The 20,890-nt window shown below is 41.8% G+C and carries 20 protein-coding genes and 1 pseudogene; 15 read left to right on the top strand and 6 right to left on the bottom strand.

What is annotated here, in order from left to right; translation table 11 throughout:
- Positions 1 to 111 precede the first annotated feature (111 nt).
- Genes BWR56_RS08210 through BWR56_RS08195 form a run of 4 tightly spaced genes read left to right on the top strand, consistent with a single transcriptional unit; the run spans position 112 to position 2,862 of the window.
- Positions 112 to 798 (top strand): LexA family transcriptional regulator, encoded by a 687-nt coding sequence (locus BWR56_RS08210; RefSeq protein ID WP_049505170.1) that lies wholly within the window; start codon positions 112 to 114, stop codon positions 796 to 798.
- Positions 799 to 801: 3 nt separating this feature from the next.
- The gene (locus BWR56_RS08205) at positions 802 to 2,217 is read left to right on the top strand and encodes a Y-family DNA polymerase (protein WP_049505169.1); all 1,416 of its coding nucleotides are present in this window, start codon (positions 802 to 804) and stop codon (positions 2,215 to 2,217) included.
- Positions 2,214 to 2,576, top strand: a complete 363-nt coding sequence (locus BWR56_RS08200) for a hypothetical protein (protein ID WP_049505168.1) — start codon at positions 2,214 to 2,216, stop codon at positions 2,574 to 2,576. Before BWR56_RS08205 ends, BWR56_RS08200 begins: the two co-directional genes overlap by 4 nt.
- Positions 2,569 to 2,862: a DUF5960 family protein gene (locus tag BWR56_RS08195; protein ID WP_049505167.1), complete on the top strand. Its 294-nt coding sequence runs from the start codon at positions 2,569 to 2,571 to the stop codon at positions 2,860 to 2,862. The genes BWR56_RS08200 and BWR56_RS08195 overlap by 8 nt, the downstream gene beginning before the upstream one ends.
- A gap of 359 nt (positions 2,863 to 3,221) precedes the next feature.
- Here the strand turns inward: BWR56_RS08195 and BWR56_RS08185 are convergent, their stop codons facing one another.
- Positions 3,222 to 9,191, bottom strand: a complete 5,970-nt coding sequence (locus BWR56_RS08185; RefSeq protein ID WP_076984794.1) for an alpha-L-fucosidase — start codon at positions 9,189 to 9,191, stop codon at positions 3,222 to 3,224.
- A gap of 342 nt (positions 9,192 to 9,533) precedes the next feature.
- Positions 9,534 to 10,010, bottom strand: coding sequence for a glutathione peroxidase (locus BWR56_RS08180; RefSeq protein WP_049505165.1), 477 nt, complete (start codon positions 10,008 to 10,010; stop codon positions 9,534 to 9,536).
- Between the two features lie 201 nt (positions 10,011 to 10,211).
- Here BWR56_RS08180 and BWR56_RS08175 point away from each other — a divergent pair, with 201 nt between their 5' ends.
- The 8 genes and pseudogenes from BWR56_RS08175 (at position 10,212) to BWR56_RS08140 (ending at position 15,420) form a co-directional block, all read left to right on the top strand.
- Positions 10,212 to 10,490 carry a TIGR04197 family type VII secretion effector gene (locus BWR56_RS08175; RefSeq protein WP_049505164.1) on the top strand — a complete coding sequence of 93 codons (279 nt, stop codon included), beginning with the start codon at positions 10,212 to 10,214 and terminating at the stop codon, positions 10,488 to 10,490.
- The gene (locus tag BWR56_RS08170; protein WP_049505163.1) at positions 10,487 to 10,846 is read left to right on the top strand and encodes a DUF3958 family protein; all 360 of its coding nucleotides are present in this window, start codon (positions 10,487 to 10,489) and stop codon (positions 10,844 to 10,846) included. Before BWR56_RS08175 ends, BWR56_RS08170 begins: the two co-directional genes overlap by 4 nt.
- A complete protein-coding gene (locus tag BWR56_RS08165; RefSeq protein ID WP_049505162.1) occupies positions 10,836 to 12,488 on the top strand; it encodes a T7SS effector LXG polymorphic toxin in 1,653 nt (550 codons plus the stop codon). Before BWR56_RS08170 ends, BWR56_RS08165 begins: the two co-directional genes overlap by 11 nt.
- Before the next feature lie 10 nt (positions 12,489 to 12,498).
- Positions 12,499 to 13,107: a TipC family immunity protein gene (locus BWR56_RS08160; protein WP_049505161.1), complete on the top strand. Its 609-nt coding sequence runs from the start codon at positions 12,499 to 12,501 to the stop codon at positions 13,105 to 13,107.
- Complete coding sequence (locus BWR56_RS08155; RefSeq protein WP_231071365.1) at positions 13,104 to 13,412, top strand: hypothetical protein; 309 nt, start codon at positions 13,104 to 13,106, stop codon at positions 13,410 to 13,412. The genes BWR56_RS08160 and BWR56_RS08155 overlap by 4 nt, the downstream gene beginning before the upstream one ends.
- Before the next feature lie 168 nt (positions 13,413 to 13,580).
- On the top strand, positions 13,581 to 14,186 hold the full coding sequence (locus BWR56_RS08150; RefSeq protein WP_061421672.1) for a TipC family immunity protein: 606 nt from the start codon (positions 13,581 to 13,583) through the stop codon (positions 14,184 to 14,186).
- 4 nt (positions 14,187 to 14,190) lie between these two features.
- Positions 14,191 to 14,807: pseudogene (locus tag BWR56_RS08145) on the top strand (TipC family immunity protein).
- Positions 14,808 to 14,811: 4 nt separating this feature from the next.
- Positions 14,812 to 15,420: a TipC family immunity protein gene (locus BWR56_RS08140; RefSeq protein WP_061421674.1), complete on the top strand. Its 609-nt coding sequence runs from the start codon at positions 14,812 to 14,814 to the stop codon at positions 15,418 to 15,420.
- A gap of 113 nt (positions 15,421 to 15,533) precedes the next feature.
- Here BWR56_RS08140 and BWR56_RS08135 read toward each other — a convergent pair whose 3' ends face one another.
- Genes BWR56_RS08135 through BWR56_RS08120 form a run of 4 tightly spaced genes read right to left on the bottom strand, consistent with a single transcriptional unit; the run spans position 15,534 to position 17,190 of the window.
- Positions 15,534 to 16,073 carry a DUF3278 domain-containing protein gene (locus tag BWR56_RS08135; protein ID WP_061421675.1) on the bottom strand — a complete coding sequence of 180 codons (540 nt, stop codon included), beginning with the start codon at positions 16,071 to 16,073 and terminating at the stop codon, positions 15,534 to 15,536.
- A 12-nt stretch (positions 16,074 to 16,085) separates the two neighbouring features.
- The gene (locus BWR56_RS10005; protein ID WP_061421676.1) at positions 16,086 to 16,427 is read right to left on the bottom strand and encodes a hypothetical protein; all 342 of its coding nucleotides are present in this window, start codon (positions 16,425 to 16,427) and stop codon (positions 16,086 to 16,088) included.
- Positions 16,428 to 16,437: 10 nt separating this feature from the next.
- A complete protein-coding gene (locus BWR56_RS08125; protein ID WP_076984793.1) occupies positions 16,438 to 16,980 on the bottom strand; it encodes a DUF3278 domain-containing protein in 543 nt (180 codons plus the stop codon).
- 15 nt (positions 16,981 to 16,995) lie between these two features.
- Positions 16,996 to 17,190 carry a helix-turn-helix transcriptional regulator gene (locus BWR56_RS08120; protein ID WP_001082470.1) on the bottom strand — a complete coding sequence of 65 codons (195 nt, stop codon included), beginning with the start codon at positions 17,188 to 17,190 and terminating at the stop codon, positions 16,996 to 16,998.
- A 162-nt stretch (positions 17,191 to 17,352) separates the two neighbouring features.
- Between BWR56_RS08120 and rsmH the strand changes: the two genes are divergently transcribed.
- Genes rsmH through pbp2x form a run of 3 tightly spaced genes read left to right on the top strand, consistent with a single transcriptional unit; the run spans position 17,353 to position 20,890 of the window.
- Positions 17,353 to 18,303 (top strand): 16S rRNA (cytosine(1402)-N(4))-methyltransferase RsmH, encoded by a 951-nt coding sequence (gene rsmH / locus BWR56_RS08115; RefSeq protein WP_000159388.1) that lies wholly within the window; start codon positions 17,353 to 17,355, stop codon positions 18,301 to 18,303.
- Between the two features lie 10 nt (positions 18,304 to 18,313).
- Positions 18,314 to 18,631 (top strand): cell division protein FtsL, encoded by a 318-nt coding sequence (ftsL, locus tag BWR56_RS08110; RefSeq protein ID WP_049538152.1) that lies wholly within the window; start codon positions 18,314 to 18,316, stop codon positions 18,629 to 18,631.
- Between the two features lie 3 nt (positions 18,632 to 18,634).
- On the top strand, positions 18,635 to 20,890 hold the full coding sequence (pbp2x, locus tag BWR56_RS08105; protein ID WP_076984792.1) for a penicillin-binding protein PBP2X: 2,256 nt from the start codon (positions 18,635 to 18,637) through the stop codon (positions 20,888 to 20,890).

The following is a 20,890-nucleotide window of genomic DNA, read 5'->3' as shown; positions in this document are numbered from 1 at the left end:
ATATAATAAAACTAAACCGAATTGGTTGAGTTTTAGAGATGTAAGCTTAACCGTCGATTTGTTTTTCTAAGAGAGATATTCTCAATAAAACATCACACTAGGGGGTGAATCATGTACCAACCAGAAAAACTCAAGGCTCGTAGGAAAGAGCTAAAACTGACACAAAAAGAGATTGCAGAGGAATTAGGGATTAGTTTTCAGGCTTACTCGGCTTGGGAACGTGGAATTAAGGAACCATCCAAGGAGAAGGTTGCCCAGCTAGAAAATATTTTAAAGGTGGCAAAGGGATATTTCACTCAGATCGAGATTGTTCGCCTCTACAATAGCCTCTCCAAGCAAGGGAAGGACAAGGTTGTGCTCTATGCTCGCAACCTGGCTCAAGAAGAACAAACTCAGAAGGTGGCGACCATGCCAGAGCGCCTCTACGAGTATCGTGTCTATGAACGCATGTCAGCAGGGATCGGGGCTTCGGTATATGACGATAGAAATTTTGATACCGTTTACTTTAATGAAGAACTAGCCCACGATTTTGCTTCCTGGGTGGCTGGGGACTCTATGGAACCTAAATATCAAAATGGTTCCGTGGCTTTGATTCGAGAGACCGGATTTGATTATGATGGGGCGGTTTATGCAGTGGTTTGCAACAACCAGACCTATATTAAACGGGTCTATCGGGAGGAAGATGGTTTGCGTCTGGTTTCTATCAATCCTAAATACAAGGACATTTTCATCTCCTATGAGGAAGATCCTCGGATTGTGGGGATTATCGTTGGGAATTTTGTGCCGATGGAGGGTTAGCCTATGGGCTACTTTGATTATTCCAGAGAGCCCAAAAGTGATATTGCCTTTGTCGATATGAAATCTTTTTATGCTAGTGTTGAGTGTGTGAAAAGAGGCTTGCATCCGCTGAAGACCTCGCTTTGTGTCATGAGTCGCGCGGATAATTCTACCGGCCTTATCCTAGCTTCCTCTCCCATGTTTAAGAAGATTTTTGGCAAGTCCAATGTTGGCCGGGCCTATGATCTGCCTTTTGATATCAAAACGCGCAAATTTTCTTATTACAATGCTCGAAAGCAAGGCTTGCCTACTGACTCAGACTATGTTCGCTACATCGAAGATTGGGCTCAAGTGACTTTGGTTGTGCCACCTAGGATGGATGAATACATAGCGGTCAATATGGAAATCCAGCGAATCTTTCAAAATTATGGCAGTCCAGATGATATTTATCCCTACTCTATCGATGAGGGCTTTATCGATCTGACCAGTTCGCTCAACTACTTCATCCCAGACAAGAGTCTCTCTCGCAAAGACAAGCTGGATCTGCTTTCTGCTCGCATCCAGAGGGATATTTGGAGGCAGACAGGGATCTACTCTACAGTGGGTATGTCCAATGCCAATCCCTTACTGGCTAAATTGGCTCTGGATAATGAGGCTAAGCACACCCCGACCATGAGGGCCAACTGGTCTTACCAGGATGTGGAAGAGAAGGTTTGGGCCATTCCCAAGATGACGGACTTTTGGGGGATTGGCAGGCGGATGGAGAAACGCTTGCATGCTCTGGGGGTTTTTTCCATCAGAGAATTGGCCACCAGTAATCCAGACCAGCTACAGAAAGCTCTCGGTCAGGCTGGCCTGCGTTTGTGGTTTCATGCTAACGGGATTGATGAGAGCAATGTTCACAGGCCCTATAAAGCCAAGTCTCAAGGGTTAGGAAATTCTCAAATCTTGCCGAGAGACTACGTGAAGCTACGGGATATCGAAATTATTCTTCGAGAAATGGCGGAGCAGGTGGCTATTAGACTGAGAAGGGCGGGCAAGAAAACAACTCTTGTCTCTATCTATGTTGGTTTCTCTAAGCAGGAGGTCAGGCCGTCTATTCACACACAAATGAAGGTCGAACCGACCAATAATACAGCTGTCTTAACGGATTATGTTTTGAAGCTATTTCATAATAAATACACTTCTGGAGCAGTCAGAAGTGTCGGAGTCAACTATTCAGGATTTGTGGACGAGTCCTTTAGCTTGATCTCCCTCTTTGATGATGTTGACAAGTTAGAAAAAGAAGAAAGGCTCCAGACGGCTATTGATGCCATTCGGGAACAATTTGGTTTTACCTCCCTCTTAAAGGCCAACGCACTGGAAGAAGCCTCTAGGAGTCTTGCCAGAAGCAAGCTGATTGGGGGGCATTCTGCTGGAGGATTAGATGGACTAAAATGATTGATCGTTCTTATTTACCCTTTCAATCTGCGCGTGACTATCAAGATCCAGGGATGCAGAAGTGGATGGGCTTTTTCCTCTCAGAGCATACTAGTTCACTCGGTGAAGAAAGAAATCGGGTTGCTTTTTCGACAGATTTGAATTCCGTTGAGAAGTTACTCTTGCTTTCGCAGCTGTATGTCGGGCAACTAAAGGGATACTTTGTGGTCAAGGAAAAGAAGCAGAAAACCACGATCATCGGCGAGGTGAGTGAATTATCACCTCAAACTCTATCTATTAGGACCAATGAGGGCTATAGGCTGGTAGAGGTAGCAGATGTCCTCGAAATTCGACTGTGGGAGGAGGGAGTGTATGACTAGAAAAGAGTTGTATGAAAACAAACTGCAGATGAATTATTTTTCAGAAGCCTATATTCGTTTTGAAGAGGATTTTCAAAAATACTCTGCTATGAATGTGCCTTTGACTTTTTTGATCGATGACATCCTACGAACCATGGCGATGAATCAGAAAAACTACTTTGTCTTAAACAAGGAAAATGCCAAGGATGGGCGGGAGCATCGCTTTTATTTTAGGGTAGTGACGGAAAAAGAGTGTCCCAGAAATCGAACCTATGCATACGCTGGACTCAAAAATAGTAGTCAGTGACTAGGTGTGGAAGAGGGAAGTTTGATTTAGGAAAGATGGCTTGTGAACGTCAGAAAATCTCATGGTATTGGAATTCGAAATACCATCTTATATTTGTGGAGTTCTTGCAGAAACTTATGATGGTAGTTCTGATGAGATAAGACAAGGGGACTCTCTTTTTTGGATGAGCGTTTATTTGAAATTGTAGTTGACTTTGAAAATACCTATCCTCAATGATAACCTTATTTTAGAATTTTATACTAAAACATCCATGTATATTTGTGGATGTTTTTTAATTTTACAGATAGAAAAAGAGAAGACCAAATGGTCTTCTCAACGGGGGAACTGAATCATTAGAAAGAATCAATCAAAGAGGGTTATTAGTCTTTGAAATTCTTTTGGAAGATGAGGAGAGACAAGATAGAAGTAATGGCTGCCAAGAAGAGGAAGGCACTTGCTTCTTGTTCCCCAGTTGCAGGGAGTAGTCTTTCCTTGTCTTCTTTGACTGTAGCTGTAACAGGAGCTTTTTCATCTTTTGATGATGAATTATCTGTTACGGCTGGCGCAGGTTTTTCAGTCTCTCTTGGTAGAACATACTCAGGAAGAGTCACAACTGGTGGCGCTTCTGTTCCAACTGAGCTTTGTTTGCTACCTACCTCAATCACTCGATCTTGAGCTGGAGTTGCTTCTGTCTGGAGAACCTTGCGATTGTCACCGTCCACTTCAACATACTCGACTAAGAGACCGTCTTTCCCTTCTGATAGAACTTGCACTTTTCCTTTGTCTAATTGTGGGTTTTCGCGACGAATCGTCTTGAACGGTACGACCTTATTGACGATTTCCAAGTTTGGAAGTGTAAAGACAAGGTCTTTAACCCCTTCCTCAGGAGTTGAAGAAGTAATTGGTTTCTCAGGTTGCGCTGGAGTTTCCGGTTGAGTCGGTTTCTCAGGTTGAGTCGGTTTCTCAGGTTGCGCCGGTTTCTCAGGTTGAGTCGGATTCTCAGGCTGAGCTGGCTTTTCAGGTTGAGCAGGTTTTTCGGGCTCAGCAGGTTTCTCAGGTTGCGCTGGAGTTTCCGGTTGAACTGGTTTCTCAGGCTGAGCCGGTTTTTCAGGTTGAACTGGATTTTCAGGTTGCGCCGGTTTCTCAGGTTGAGTCGGATTCTCAGGCTGAGCTGGCTTTTCAGGCTCAGCAGGTTTTTCGGGCTCAGCAGGTTTCTCAGGTTGCGCTGGAGTTTCCGGTTGAACTGGTTTCTCAGGCTGAGTCGGTTTTTCCGGTTGAACTGGCTTTTCAGGCTGAGCCGGTTTTTCCGGTTGAACTGGTTTCTCAGGTTGAGCTGCTTCGAGTTTGTTGATTTGTTCGAGAGCGGTTTCTAGTGCTTGATTGACTGCTTCCTGAGTTTTAGCTTCTTGGATGGCAGCAATGGCTTGGTCGGCAATTTCTAATAATTTCTTCTTAGCTTCCTTGTTGGATCTAAGCTCAGCGACTTTTTTCTCGATAGCTTTTGTCAAGCTGTCCATAGCCTTATCGTACTCAATTTCCGGTTGTTTTGGTTGAGCTGGTTGTTCAGGCTGGTCAGGTTTCTCAGGTTCTTCTGGCTGTTCTGGTTGCTCTGGACTAGGCTCCTCTTGGCCTCTTTGATAGTTCTCATCCTTGGATAGGATATCTTGTAGGGCACTGACCGTCAACATGACTTCTTGAACATCCACTGCATCAGTACTGAGTTGGTTTCTCAATTTTTCTAGATTTGCTTGGAAAGCTTGGCGTGCAGTAGCCGTATTTTTCAAGCCTGCTGGGTCAAAGTTGGACAAATCATCCTTCCATTTAGAGATAGACTGGATGATATCTGCCTTGCTGTAGAGTTCGCTGCCTTCGCCACGAGTGATAAATTGGTCTACCTGAATACCGATATTTCGAGACAAATCGTTTCGATCAGGATCGAGTTGAAGGGTGACTGCGTGCAAGTTTTCGTCCAGACCTTTTAGGCTAACCAGCGTTTGATTGCCTTGGCGTTGGGTTGCATGACCGCTAAAGTATTTCTTGCCCTCAATAGTTGACGCATTTCCCATGCCCTCTTGGTAAGGAACTTCTTTGCCATCTAGGAAGACTTTGTAGATACCATGATTTGGATCGACATAGCCCTTGATATCAAGTCCAGTACCGTAGAAGTAGGCTGTGACAGTTGTCTTTTTCTTTTGCTCATCAGTTAAGCGACCAAAGGAAGCCCAAGACTCAGTCTTTTGGTACTTGTCTGCCGAATTGGTTTCATGGTGCCAGCCAGGACTGTAATCCAACTGACTAGCTTGGTCATCATAACTTGTTTGATCCTTGATCAGCAATTCAGCTTTCATCACTTGGATGGTTGCATCGGTAGCAAAACCGAGCAAGGCACCATCAGAAACAGAAGTGAGCTTGGCTTTGAAGTCAAAGACAGAGTCGGCTTGTTCTGTAAAGTCAATCGTTGGGATGGTAACAGTCTTTTCTGTTTCTCCATCTTTAAAGGTCACATCTTGAGTTGTATCTTGGTAAACTTTACCGTGAACCCCAGTTCCAGGTTCTGTGATGAAGCGAACAGTAGCAGCCCCCTTGCTTCCACCAACACGTTTAATCTTAACAGTGACTGGTTTTCCTTTTTCGACTTCGTAGTTGGTAGACTCGAGTTCAAACATTCCTTTGCTATCATTGTTTAGGGTGTAGATTCCTTCTGTAGCAATTGGTTCGCCTGTTTTGTTTACAAGAGTAATAGTGTGTTGGCCTGGTGCTAAATCGCCTGTCTCAAAGACTTTTTGGCTGCGTTTACGGCTAGCATTCTTAGTTTGGACATCGGCAACCTTTTGACCATCAACGTAGACGGACATTTCTCCATGACCAGGATCGACTGTAGAGACGACATAGGCCTTGGTTCCTGTGAAGGTATAGCTTACTTTGGCATCTTTTTGATTGGTCCACATAGAAGTGCCACGAACACCTTCAGATTCATTGTACCAAGTTGTTCCGGCTGTATCTGCCGTTGTGTTTGAGTGGTATTCCAGTCCAAGAGGGTAGCCATCTGTCTTTTCAATGCTGCTTGGTGTCTTGTAGACTGAGAAGTTGGTCAAGATTGGAGTTGCTTGAGCACCAGTGATGGTTACACGAATTTTTTGTGCCTCTACAGGCTTGCCTTGAACCAAGCGACGGTAACCAACGGTCGAACCTTCGCCGTAAGTCACCCAACGTCCGTTGATTTCAACTTCAATCTTGAAACCTGAGATACGTTGACCTTTGGCAATATCTTCCTTGAGTTCAACGACGTCAAAGCGTCTCTTTTGCCCCAAATCGACTGTAAAGCTACCGGTTGTGGCATCATTTGAGAGCGCCCAGCTGGTGTCATCTTTACCGTCTGTGAGGTGGCTTTCCTTGTAAAGGTGGTTTTGACGAGTCGAACTTGCTGTTACGGTGGCACCTTTGGCAAAGTCAGTCGCATACATTTGATCTAGGGTTGCCTTGAATTCCTTCAAGCGAGCCACATCTGCATCTGCGAATTTCCCTTCTTTATTTGGTGGAATATTGAGAAGGAGCGGGGTTCCACGACCAACGGACTTGAAGTAGATATCCATCAACTCTTTGAGTGATTTCGGCTGTTGATTGTCATGGTAGAACCAGCCTGAACGGATCGAAACGTCAGCTTCCCCTACAGAGTACATATCACCATCTGGGTCACCATGGTTGAGGTATTCGTTTTTCACATCGTCTGTGATGTTAGCTCTCTTGACTTTATGCCATACAGGGTCGCCTGCTATACCTCGTTCATTTCCGATCCAGCGAACGCTTGTCGGTTGAGCAGAGAAGATAGCAATATCTCCTTCGGCTTCTTTGATGTATTTGAACCATTCATCAAAGGTATAGGTCACTTTTTGGGCACCGCTACCACGTGCACCGTCCATCCAAACCTCGATAAATTTCCCTTTATTACCGTATTTCGGATTACCAAGGATTTCTTTCAGTTGGTTGAGATAGTATTGGTTGTATTCCTTTTCGGTTGCGACATGGTATTTAGGATGGTTGGCATCCCATGGTGATAGGTAAACACCCATGTTCATGTCGTACTTGCTAGCAGACTTGGAAACTTCTTCGAGAAGGTCACCCTTTCCATCTTTCCATGGGCTAGCAGCTACGGTATGGTTGGTGTACTTAGATGGATAAGCAACGAATCCGTCGTGGTGTTTAACAACCATAATGGTTCGTTTGAAGCCCGTTTCCTTCAGAGTGCGAATCCACTGGTCAGTATCCAAGTTGGTTGGATTGAAGTATCGGGGGTCTTCTTTCCCATTTCCCCATTCAGAATTGGTATAGGTGTTCATTCCGTAGTGGATGAAAGCTGCCAATTCTTCCTTGTGGTAATCGAGTTGAGCCTTGCTTGGAAGAGGTCCATGGTTGCCAATCTCAGTTTCTTTATCTTCTGGATGAGAGACTGGTGGGGTCGGAGTCGTTGGATTAGCTGTATCAGCGACTGGCTCGTATTCAAAGACGACTTCATTCACCCCTTTTTGCTGGATCCTTGCTTCCAAGTTAGCCTTGACTGGACGGTAGCCAGCTATTTCTTTAGCTTGGAAAGTATGTACGAAGGAAACGTCGTATTCTTGACCTTCATTGTTATCAACTGTTACTTCAGCTAGTTCAGTTGTTGTTCCTTTTTGACGGTAGTAAACTTTGAAAGAGCCTTTGTTGACTTTATAGACCACCTTGATGACACGTGTACCGGCAGGCGCTTTGCTGACAACATTGTGATCTTCAGCCCAAGTATCTTTTAGCTGTTTATTGACTGCTACACCATCGATAGATACAATTTCGTATTTGTCTTTATTCTTCTGATAGAAGTCCGTTTTCTCGATTTCTTTTTTGAAATTGTAGTCAAATGGAGAATCAACAGTTGTCTGTTCGATAAAGGTGTCATTATCTTTGACAGGATTTCCTTCTTCGTCTTCGTGTTGGATAACCACACGGCCGTACTCAACTCCCTTGGTCAAGGTAGCAATCCCATCTTGGTTGAAGGAATATTCGTTGCTTCCAATAACAGCTGTTTCGTTCCGAAGCATACGCCCCTCATCAGTAAAATAGTAACGATTTCCGTTATCTCCTTGGTACCAGCCTTTCACACCATATTTGGCAATCATGTCCTTAACCCATTTCAGTTGTTCAGGTGAAAGGACGAGTCCGCCACCAAAGCGATTCTTTTCAGGAACACCATTGTCAACGGTTCCGTGTTGGTGAACCCCCAGAACTTTTCCTTGGCTATCGACAATCCCGCCACCAGACAAACCAGATACAGAAGTGGTTTTGTAGGTGATACCAGTCGTTCCCTTATCATCATAGGACTCAACAGATCGGATGGTCCCATCTGCCTTGTAAAGCTGACCAGCTAGGATAGGTTGTTTCAGTTCTTTTGAGCTCGAGTCAGTTGGGTAGCCAATCGTACTGATGGCTTCTCCCGGCTGATGTGTCTTGTGCTCCGCTAAAGGCGCAAAGGTTGCTGCTTTGTTTGGACTAGCAATCGGAAGAGGAATAGGAGCTTCTACAAGAGCAAGGTCATTCTTATAGCCTTTTCCAAACTCTTTCTTGTTCCAGAAATGGATGTCCTTTTCTCTGAATAAAACCGTAGTTCCAGAAGATGGAAGTGAGTTTTTCTTTTCGCTGTTTGAACCAACGTTATAGTAGAACTGGGCAGATTTTCCACCACGAATGTGACCTTCGCCAGTTTCTTTATTGGCCTCTAGGAAGTTATGAGCAACGGTAAGGATTAGATTAGGAGCTACAAAGATACCAGATCCTGAAACGAGGTAGCGTTGTTCTCCTGCGTTGTAAGTGCTGTAAACCATAGTAGCAGCAGTAGCAGGTTGTCCCTCGTAGTTGATATGTTTGAGGTCTTGACCACCGTTAATGATAGCACGGTTTCCGTTCTCAGTTTCTTTTGGAGCTTCTTCCTTATCCTTTAGAATGCTCTTAGTTTCTACTTTTGGACTAGCTTTTTTGTCAACGATAGTTGTCGTGTCGAGTTCTTTGACAGGTGTGTCTGGATAGGCACGGTCTTGAATTTCTTCAGGGAGCAAATCAGCACTGCTGGTATCGGCAGCAGGTGTTTCTTGTTTTTCAGCTTCTACACGGTCTTCTTCTTTGACTGGTTCAGCCTTGGTCTCTTCTATATCTGCTACTTGTTTAATTTGCTGATCTAAATTGGATGTCGTGGTAGGAGACGTTTCGTCTGCACGCACAGTTCCAGAAGCAAAAAATGCCAGTCCGACGATAACAGAGGCCACTCCTACAGTCAACTTCCGAATGCTAAAAGTTTGCCCTTTTTCAAAAAGGTATCGATTCATAATATACTCCTAGTTTTTAGAAAGGCAGTCAGCTACTGCCCAAGCCCAAGTCTGACTTGGTTACAACTTGATTTAATGAAAAAACTCTCTGATAATTTGTAAGCCACCTTACCTCCTGTTTATAAAGCGCTTTCATTTTAAGATAAAAAAATTTAAAAGGTCATTTCTCCCTTAAAATGACTGAAAACTTTTAATATAACAAATATACTAAATTAATGAAAGAATTGCAAGAGCAAAAAGCAAAAAAATAAATATAAATTAAAGAAAATCAGTTACTTTTTAAAGAAAAAACGCATCCTTTCATGGCTCAAACTAAATGAAAGGATACGTTTTAAAAAGAAATTAGAGTATTTTTTGGAGAGAATCTTGGATGGTTTGGGGGTCTGTTTTGGAAGAGAAGCGCTCAAGGACTTGCCCATCTCGACCAATGAGAAACTTAGCAAAATTCCATTCGATTCGTTTTCCTAGCGGGCCAGACTTCTGGTCTTTTAGCCAAACATAAAGAGGATCTGCTTCCTTGCCGTTGACCTTGATCTTGGCAAAGCGAGGGAAAGTGGTCTGATAGTGTAGGCTACAGAAACTATTGATTTCCTCTGCGCTGCCGGGTGCTTGTCCCATAAACTGATTGCAAGGGAAATCTAGGATTTCAAAGCCCTGATCTTGATAGCGTTCATAGAGTTCTTGAAGCCCCTGGTACTGGGGCGTTAAACCACATCCTGTAGCAGTGTTGACAATCAAGAGAACCTTGCCACGATAGCTCTCCAGGGGAGTTGCTTGGTTGTTTTGGTTCAAAACGGAAAAATCATATACGCTGGTCATGAGAGCCTCTTTTCTTTTTCTACATTGTAACAGTTTTTACCCTTTTCGTCGAGTTGGATGAGAGAAGTTGTTGAAAAAATACACAATTGTAGATAAATCAGGACAAAATGATGCTCCTTTTATGAAACATGGTATAATAGGCCTATATAGCTAAATGGAGTGTACTTATCACTAGGGAATCAGAAAAAGGATAAAACAGCCATGTCAACAGTAAAAAGTGATATAAATCTTGCGCAAACATATGCGACTCAGCTTAAAAATGCTTGTCAATCGTTAACAGCGATCGCTGCGGCTAGTCAGGATGACTTAACGACCCTTCAAGGGAATAACAAGGCTCATCAATGTCTGACAAAGGATCAAAATCTAGCTAGTCAGATAACAGCCGCTGTCACCCTAACTTCCGAACGACTTCACTCTGTAGCGAGTGATTTTGAAGCGCTAGATAAGGCTGCGGCCAATGGTTTTGGGAGTCATACATGAGCACGTTAGATGAGTTGAAGAAAAGAGAGCGAGAACTCTTGTACCAGCTAGAAGACAATGGAAAAGAGAAATACCGCACTAAAGAACTGATAGAAACCTTTGAAGGATATGATAGAGCTAGCCACCGTTATCAAAGTGATTTGTGGGAGGCAGCCTATCAGAGCCGATACGCAGGACAGTTGGAAGAAACGCTCCTGCAAAGAAATCAACTCAAAAACCAAATCTTTGAGGACCTCACCTACCACATGGATGATTTGAAGAAAGAAAAGTTCCGATTAGAGGGAGACTTGGATGCGGTTTACTATGAAAGGCGCAAGGAACTAGAAAGAGAGGAGGAGACGCGTCATGGGCATTGATATGTATTTGGAACAATCGCAACTACAAAGTTCAAGTGTAGCGACCATGTGTCAATCTCAGGTGGAGGCTTATCAAGCCTTGCAATCAGCCATCCAAAAGTTTTCAGAGGATAAGGAAAGTCTAAAGGGCGACGCTTATGATTCGGCTAGAAGTTTTTTTGCAAGTGTCTTATTGCCCTTGAGCAAAGGGGGACAACTCTATGCAGAAACCTTCTCTCAAGCTATCAAGAAATTACCAGAAGACTACCAAACGATGGTCGACAGCAAGAGTTGGCGTGAGGATGATCTGCTTGATAAGATCCGCCAGGAAGAGCAAATGATCGCCTATCTGGATGAAGTCAACCAATCCCTTTCTTCCTTGACCATGGATAGCGAAGAAAAAGGGAGATTGAGACGTAGTAATGTGGAACTCATGCGAGGACACCACGCGAATAAACGTGTCTATGAAACAATCTTGAGAGACCTGCGTGCCTATGATAGCTATTCAGGAGGACTGTTCGATGAACTAGACAGTATCGATGTGCAGTTGAGTCGTGGGCTGGCCCAGATCGAAACGAGCTGGGATGCCAAGACAGGCGTCTTTAAAGTCCCATCTGACCTGACTTGGGCAAACTACCTGACTGCCTATTCTGATACAAAGGACTTGAAGCTCAGTCGCCAAGAGAAGGCCTTTGTCCAGACCATGATGGCAGAATACGGCTTTGATGCAGAGACAGCCCAACAGCTCTTGACCATCAAGCAAGGGATAGATAAGAAATTCCCAACCTCAAGTCAAGAGTTCCGTGACTATATCTTTTTGCGTGTCGTCGGTGCCGCCTACTATAATGACTTTAAGTGGAAGGAAACAGCGGGCTATTTAAAAAATTATTTTTTTGATGAGGTTGTTAGCAGTCCATCTACAGTTGAAAAAATGAGAGTAGAAAAACCAATTCTTGAAATCTTTAAAGAATTAGGATTGAAAGAAGAAAAGGCCAAAGAACTGTATTATAATCTTAGACTGCAACACGAGATGGCGGGTGGGGAATCTGATAACATAGAAAAAATTAAGGATGATGATCAAAAAAATGGGACTAACCATTATGATTCCTATAAAAGTACTTATGAAGGGATTTATGGTGATAAGGGTAACTTTGACGAATTTTGGGACAGCAAACTAAAGTCATACTCTAACAATGGAGCGGGCCATGCAGACTTTACCCACCAGTCCATTACTATGGCGACTCATCTTAATCCTAACCAAGCTCAGTTATCCGATCTCTATGGCGGTAGAGAGCGTGTCAAGGACCTTTCTGGCTGGGAGGGAGATACGACCTTTAATGCAAACGATATGAAGCCAAGTATCGGAGAGGATGACTACAAGGCGGATTTGGACTCGGTCAACCTTATCGGCCGTATGCAAAATGGGCAATCCTATGACCAAGCAATCTCTTCTTACTATGCTGACCTTCAAAAAGACTCCTCTCAGAGAGAAAGAGAATTCCTAAAAAATAAGGATTGGGATACAGTCAGAGATACTATTTATGATAGTTTGCGACCAACGGATATTAAGTTAGATGGAGAGGATGCTCTTAAAGCATATATTGAAAGAAAATATCCAGGAGTGTTCAAGTTTTTAAACCGCTTGGAAGCCGTGGCGGACTAGGAGGAAGTCTATGAAGAAAATTCTAGGTGTTTTAACAATAGTAGTATTACTTGTATCAGTTTGTTTTTACTTTTTTCCTAAACAACCTAAAAATATTTTTGATGAAATTTACCAAGAAACGGAGAAAACCTATCGGTTAAATAATATTTTAAGAAACATAGATGGGTTTAAAATCAGACCCGATTGGCCTAACGATGGAGAATATTTTGCATACACCCCTTCAGGGAAGTATCAAACTCATCCTGAAGGTTATAAAGACATAAATATTAGCTTTAATTTTGGAGAAGGTATTAAAGGGATGACGATACGTTTTGAAAAAAGGATTAATTCGGATATTACCCTATGGTATTCAGCACACTATAATATGCAAAAGAAAGTGCTCAAAAAAGGGCTTGCGATTTTTGAAGAGCCAAGGCAACCAGGTCAATATCTTAATGATGAAGAAAAAGTAAGAGACTATTTAAAAAAATACAACATAACCAAAGAAGAATTAGAGAAAGACTTCGACGAAATCGTCAATCAGAAGGTTTTAAAAGACTGGTGTTCCATCTATGACAGCAAGTACTCGCCAAGCAACTATGGCGATGTCAAGATTGAAACCCAGTGGGAGAATTGGTGACAGGCCACGCAGACTTTACCCACCAGTCCATCACTATGGCTACTCATCTTAATCCTAATCAAGTCCAGTTAACTGATATCTATGGCGGTAGAGAGCATGTCAAGGACCTTTCAGGCTGGGAGGAAGACACGACATTTAATGCAAATGATATGAAACCAAGCATCGGCGAGGATGATTACAAGGCTGATTTGGACTCGGTCAATCTTATCGGCCGTATGCAAAAGGGGAATCCTATGACCAAGCCATATCTTCTTACTATGCTGATCTTCAAAAAGATTCCTCTCAGAGAGAAAGAGAATTCTTAAAAAATAAAGATTGGAAGCATGTCAGAAGTACTATTTATGCTAGTATCCTCCCATTAGAGATTATGGAAAAAGGTGAAGATACCATTAAAGCATATATTGAAAGTAACTATTCAGGTGTATCCAAGTTTTTAAACCGCTTGGAAGCCGTGGCGGACTAGGAGGAAATCTATGAAGAAAATTCTAGGTGTTTTAACAATAGTAGTATTACTTGTATCAGTTTGTCTTTACTTTTTTTCTAAACAACCTAAAAACATTTTTGATGAAATCTATCAGGAAACAGAGAAAACCTATCGCACAAATAATATTTTAAGAAATATAGAAGGTTTTGAAATCGATGATGTCTGGCCAAGTGATGGAGATTATTTTAAATATAGCCCTTTAGGAAAGTATAAGACTCCTCCAGAGGATTATCTTGAACTGAGAGTTGGATTTAATTTTGAGAAAGCGTATAGTAAACTGTTTGTTTCATTTGAGAGAAAAATAGCTGATGGTACGAAGCTATGGATGGTCAACAAATATAATCCAAATACTAAAACAATCACAAAGTCAATTCAGATTGTGATATCAGGAAATGAGGATAGTTATATCGAAGACGAAGCTCAGGTGAAATCCTACCTAGAGCAGTACGGTATCACTGCCAAGGATTTGGATTCTTACTACGACGAAATTGTCAATCAGAAGGTTTTAAAAGACTGGTGTACCATCTATGACAGCAAGTACTCGCCAAGCAACTATGGCGATGTCAAGGTTGAAACCCAGTGGGAGAATTGGTGATAACATGAAGAAAATCCTCGGTTTAGTAGCTTTAGTCTTACTAGTTGTATTATTTTTCTTTTACTTTTTTCCTAAACAACCTAAAAACATTTTTGATGAGATTTACCAAGAAACAGCAAAAAATTATTTGGTCCATTATAACTTCAAAGACTTAAAAAATGTGACAGTAAAAAATCGAAAGCTTTATGATTCGAATATGAATGAAACGGATAAGTATGAATCAATAATAACATACGATGATTCTTCTCTTGGAAGCGATGTGAAGAATTTAGAACTACGGTTTAATTTTGATGGTAGTAGTAAAGGTGTAAATATTTGGTTTGAAAGATATGCTAACTCAGGAGAAGAAATTAACTTTGTTATTCATTACGAATTTAAGAAAAATTATTAGTTAAAAAAATTATGATTTATGAAATTAGATCAGAAACATACATTAAAGATGAGGCTCAGGTAAAATCTTACCTAGAGCAGTACGGTATCACTGCCAAGGATTTGGATTCTTACTACGACGAAATCGTCAATCAGAAAGTCTTGAAGGACTGGTGTTCGATTTATGACAGCAAGTACTCGCCAAGCAACTATGGCGATGTCAAGGTTGAAACCCAGTGGGAGAATTGGTGACAATATGAAGAAAATCCTAGGCCTAGTAGCCTTATTCGTGATAATCACATCATCCTGTTTTTACTTTTTTGTGCGTCAACCTAAAAACATTTTTGATGAAATCTACCAAGAAACGGAGAAAACATATCGTACAAATAATATTTTAAGAAACATAGATGGCTTTAAAATCAGGGCCGGTTGGCCAAGTGATGACCCAAATATTTCGTATACTCCTTTTGGAAAGTATGAAACTCTACCCAAAGGCTATAGTGATATAACCATTGACCTTAATTTTGGAGAAGGTATAAAGGGGGTGTCGATTCGTTTTGAAAGGAAGACTAATTCGAATATTACCCTATGGTATTCGGCACACTATAATCTGCAAAAGAAAGTGATCAAAAAGAAACTTGCGATTTTTGAAGAGCCAAGGAAACCAGGCCAATTTGTTGATGATGAAGAAAAAGTAAGAGAATATTTAAGAAAGAATAATATTTCTAAAGAAGATTTAGAGAAGGATTACGACGAAATCGTCAACCAGAAAGTCTTGAAAGACTGGTGTACCATCTATGACAGCGAGTACTCGCCAAGCAACTATGGCGATGTCAAGGTTGAAACCCAGTGGGAGAATTGGTGACGAGGGTCAGTAGATATTTTGGAAAATATCCTATGAATTGAAGTGGAAATCCCACCTAGAACGAACTAGGTGGGATTCTTTGACTATAAAATGAGAAATTAGCGAATCTTGCTCTATTTTTTAACGTGTTCCGATAAAAAGGCATAGGTCATGGTTCCAAAGATGGCACCAATTCCCAAACCCAAGACTAGTAAAGGGAGCGTTTTATCGAACTGGGAGAGATTGTCCCAAAAGGTGTCGAGTGGAAGATGCTGAACAAAAAGTTTATGAAAGATTAGTAAGAGGAAGAGACCAAGCTGAATACTGATGAATACACCCCAACTACGAACTTGGATTTGACTTTTGCTGTAGCTTTTGTGATGGATTTCGGACGGGTCATCCTTGTCTAAATGTAAGTTGCGAACTGCTAGTCTCGCCCTAGATGCGAGGACGAAGATAAGTCCAAAATAGAGGTAGGGCATGGCATCTCGAACCAACTCTATGAAGCGTCCAAATAGGAGATAGAACAAGAAGAGTAGGAGGGAGGAGTAAACGATTTGGATCAAGGAACGGGCACAAGCCTTGTAAATCATCTCTTGACGGCATTCATCAAAAGGCCCTTGTATGTGAAAGAATAGTTTGAGTAAGCGAGTGGTGAAATCTTCTTTTTTCATGGGAGTAACCTCCTAAATGAGCGATTTTTGATTGACTTCTTTAAAGAGTTGATAGAGAGTATAGAAGTAAACCAAACTAAAAGTGATACAGATTATTAGAAATACCAGGTATCTCCAATCCGTAGGATTTGTTAAAAGTTGTGGAAAGGATACGAGGATAAAACAGAGAGATGCATTTAGAAGACGTATTTTTTTTGATTGGATTTTCTGGAATCTCTGTCCCTTGTTCAATACAGGAAGGAATAAAAGAAAGATAATCAAGAAAGGATGCTCAATATGTCCAGAAAGTAGGAAAAAGGTAACAAAGATACTGATAAAAACATGACTGATCAGTAGTTTAGCTAGTGATTTCATAAGGAACCTCCTAGTCGTTTTCTTGGTCTTTCTTGGCTTTTCGAATGCGAAGAGAGACGATAATTTGTATGGTCACTCCGAAGAAGAAAGTAGCTAGGATAGTTGATACAAAATGTCCTGTATTTAAAAGAGAACCAAGATAATCCTTGCTATCATCGGTTAGGACATTCAGAAGCGGTATTCCAAAGAACATGCCCATGCCATAGATCAGACCAGCTTTTAGACCAGGAAAATGTAGCTGTTTACTTTCTTTCTTACTTAACATTTCGGGATCAATAGCTGTGATGCCCGTTTTTTTGGTTTGAGAGACCACATAGAGGGCAGCCATCATCGAAATACCAAACACCACGAGAGGATAGCCGATAGCGACAATTTGCGGGTATTTATAAGCAAGGACAAAGGGGATGAGGTTGCCAAATATCATGAGATAAAAGAGAACGATAAAGACCTGATTCCCGATACGATCGGCCTCGCGCCGTTTGTGTTCGTCAAGGGGACCAGAAATGCCATATGTGCGTTTGATAAGTTTGCCAGTGAGAGTTTCTTTTTTCATTTGTTTGCTCCTTTTCTAAAAATCGTCTTCCCAAAAGAGACTGTTAAGGTCAGTTTGGAGGCTGCGGGCGAGATTGAGACAGAGTTCCAGGGTTGGATTGTACTTGTCGTTTTCAATCATGTTGATAGTCTGTCTCGAGACACCGATATCTTTGGCGAGTTCGAGCTGGGAAATGCCCAGTTCCTTGCGGAATTCTTTCACACGATTCATAGGGGCTCCTTTCTGGTATGTCGCATATATTTGACTATATTATATTCTTTTGGAGATGAGGTGTCAAGTATATATGACATATTTTTGAGAATTTTTTTCGAAGAAACTTAGCCTTGTCTGACAAGTGCAAGCTGGTCAGATTTGTGGTAAAATAGATAAGATATGACAAAAGAATTTCATCATGTAACGGTCTTGCTTCATGAAACGATTGATATGCTTGACGTAAAACCTGACGGTATCTACGTTGATGCGACTTTGGGTGGAGCAGGCCATAGCGAATATTTATTAAGTAAATTGAGCGAAAAAGGGCATCTCTATGCCTTTGACCAGGACCAGAATGCCATTGATAATGCGCAAAAACGGTTGGCACCCTATATCGAAAAGGGGATGGTAACCTTTATCAAGGATAACTTCCGTCATTTGCAGGCACGTTTGCAGGAGGCTGGTGTCCAGGAAATTGATGGAATTTGTTATGACTTGGGAGTGTCCAGTCCTCAGCTAGATCAGCGTGAGCGTGGCTTTTCTTATAAAAAGGATGCGCCACTGGATATGCGGATGAATCAGGAAGCTAGTCTGACAGCCTATGAGGTGGTCAATCATTATGACTATCATGACTTGGTTCGGATCTTTTTCAAGTATGGTGAGGATAAGTTTTCTAAACAGATTGCTCGTAAGATTGAGCAAGCGCGTGAGGTGAAACCAATTGAGACAACGACGGAGTTGGCAGAGATTATCAAGTCGGCCAAGCCTGCCAAGGAACTCAAGAAAAAGGGGCACCCTGCCAAGCAGATTTTCCAGGCTATCCGAATTGAAGTCAATGATGAGCTGGGTGCGGCAGATGAATCCATCCAGCAGGCCATGGACATGCTGGCTCTGGATGGTAGAATCTCGGTCATTACCTTCCATTCGCTGGAAGACCGCTTGACCAAGCAGTTGTTTAAGGAGGCTTCAACAGTGGAAGTTCCCAAAGGCTTGCCCTTCATTCCAGATGATCTTAAGCCTAAGATGGAATTGGTATCCCGTAAGCCAATCTTGCCAAGTGCCGAAGAGCTAGAAGCCAACAACCGTTCGCATTCAGCCAAGTTGCGCGTGGCCAGAAAAATTCACAAGTAAGAGGAAAAACATGGCAGAAAGAATCGAAAAAACAAGCCAGTTATTGCAATCGAAGTTTAAGGGTTTTTCACGTGTGGAAAAGGCCTTCTATGTTTCGATTGCTGCAACAATGATTATCCTGGCAATTAGCGTTGTGTTTATGCAGACCAAGCTACTACAAGTTCAGAATGAATTGACCAAGGTCAATGCTCAAATCGAAGAAAAGAAAACCGAGCTAGACGATGCCAAGCAAGAGGTCAATGAATTGATTCGTTCAGAACGTTTGAAAGAAATTGCAAATTCCAAGGATTTGCAGCTAAATAACGAAAATATCCGAGCAGCGGAGTAAGAAATGAAACAGTGGAAAGAAAAAATCATCCGTTATGCCGTTCGTAACCGTAAATCTCCAGAAGAAAATCGTCGAAGAGTAGGGAAAAGCCTGAGTTTATTGGCTGTCATACTCTTCGCTGTCTTTTTGGTCAACTTTGCGGTCATTATCGGAACGGGTAAAAAATTTGGTAAGGACTTGGTTCAAGAAGCAAACAAGGTCCATCAAACAACCAAGACGATTCCTGCAAAACGGGGAACCATCTACGATCGTAATGGAACGCCTATTGCAGAGGATGCGACTTCGTATAATATCTATGCCGTTATTGACAAGACCTACAAGTCAGCAACTGGCAAGATACTCTATGTAGAGGATTCTCAATTTAATAAGGTAGCTGAAATTTTCCATAAATACCTAGATATGGAGGAGTCTTATGTCAAAGAACAGCTTTCTCAACCAGATCTGAAACAGGTATCTTTTGGAGCCAAGGGGAATGGGATCACCTATGCCAATATGATGGCCATAAAAAATGACCTCAAAACAGCTGGGGTTGAAGGGGTTGACTTTACAACTAGCCCTAACCGCAGTTATCCCAATGGACAGTTTGCTTCTTCCTTTATCGGTTTAGCACAACTTCATGAAAATGAAGATGGCACCAAAAGGTTGATTGGAACCTCTGGTCTAGAGAGTTCTTTAAATAACATTCTGGCGGGTACAGATGGGATCATCACCTATGAGAAAGATCGTCTGGGAAATATTGTTCCGGGTACAGATCAAGCTTCCCAACAAACGGTAGATGGAAAGGATGTATACACAACCCTTTCTAGTCCCTTGCAATCCTTTATGGAAACGCAGATGGACGCCTTTCAGGAAAAACTAAAAGGCAAGTATATGACGGCTACCTTGGTCAGCGCTAAAACAGGTGAAATCCTCGCTACCACCCAACGACCTACCTTTAATGCAGATACTAAAGAAGGAATCACTGAGGACTTTGTTTGGCGTGACATTCTTTATCAAAGTAACTATGAACCAGGATCAGGCATGAAGGTTATGACGTTAGCTTCTTCTATTGATAATAATACCTTCCCAAGTGGAGAATACTTCAATAGCAGTGAATTTAAAATGGCGGATGCGACGACTCGAGATTGGGATGTTAATGAGGGTTTGACTACTGGTAGTATGATGACTTTCTTACAAGGTTTCGCTCACTCCAGTAATGTTGGAATGAGTCTACTTGAACAAAAAATGGGAGATGCTACTTGGTTGGATTATCTAAAACGCTTTAAATTTGGGGTTCCAACTCGCTTTGGCTTGACAGATGAATACGCTGGTCAACTTCCAGCTGATAATATTGTTAGTATTGCTCAAAGCTCATTTGGGCAAGGAATTTCAGTGACACAAACACAAATGCTTCGTGCCTTTACAGCTATTGCTAATGATGGAGTTATGCTGGAGCCAAAATTTATAAGTGCTATTTATGATACTAACAATCAGTCTGTACGTAAGTCACAAAAAGAAATAGTAGGAAATCCTGTTTCCAAAGAGGCAGCAAGCACAACTCGAAATCACATGATCTTAGTTGGGACGGACCCTCTATATGGAACTATGTATAATCACTACACAGGAAAGCCAATTATAACAGTTCCTGGACAAAATGTAGCAGTTAAATCCGGTACGGCTCAAATCGCTGATGAGAAAAATGGAGGATACTTGGTTGGTTCTACCAATTATATTTTCTCAGTTGTGACTATGAATCCTGCTGAAAATCCTGATTTTATCTTGTATGTAACGGTTCAACAGCCTGAGCATTATTCAGGTATCCAGTTGGGAGAATTTGCCACCCCAATCTTGGAGCGGGCTTCAGCTATGAAAGAATCTCTCAATCTTCAATCTCCAGCCAAAAATTTAGATAAAGTTACGACAGAATCTTCTTATGCAATGCCTAGCATCAAGGATATTTCACCTGGTGAGTTGGCGGAAGCCTTACGCCGAAATATTGTGCAACCAATCGTTGTAGGTACTGGAACAAAGATTAAAGAGACTTCTGTAGAAGAAGGGACCAATCTTGCACCAAACCAACAAGTTCTCCTTTTATCGGATAAGGTAGAAGAAATTCCAGACATGTATGGCTGGAAAAAAGAGACTGCCGAGACCTTTGCTAAATGGTTGGATATTGAACTGGAATTTGAAGGTTCAGGTTCCGTTGTTCAGAAGCAAGATGTTCGGACTAATACAGCTATCAAAAACATTAAAAAAATTAAATTAACTTTAGGAGACTAA

This window comes from Streptococcus oralis (assembly GCF_001983955.1).
Taxonomy (GTDB): Bacteria; Bacillota; Bacilli; order Lactobacillales; family Streptococcaceae; genus Streptococcus; species Streptococcus jiangnanensis.
The sequence above is the reverse complement of the archived record's forward strand: the minus strand, read 5'-3'. Positions and strand labels throughout refer to the sequence as shown.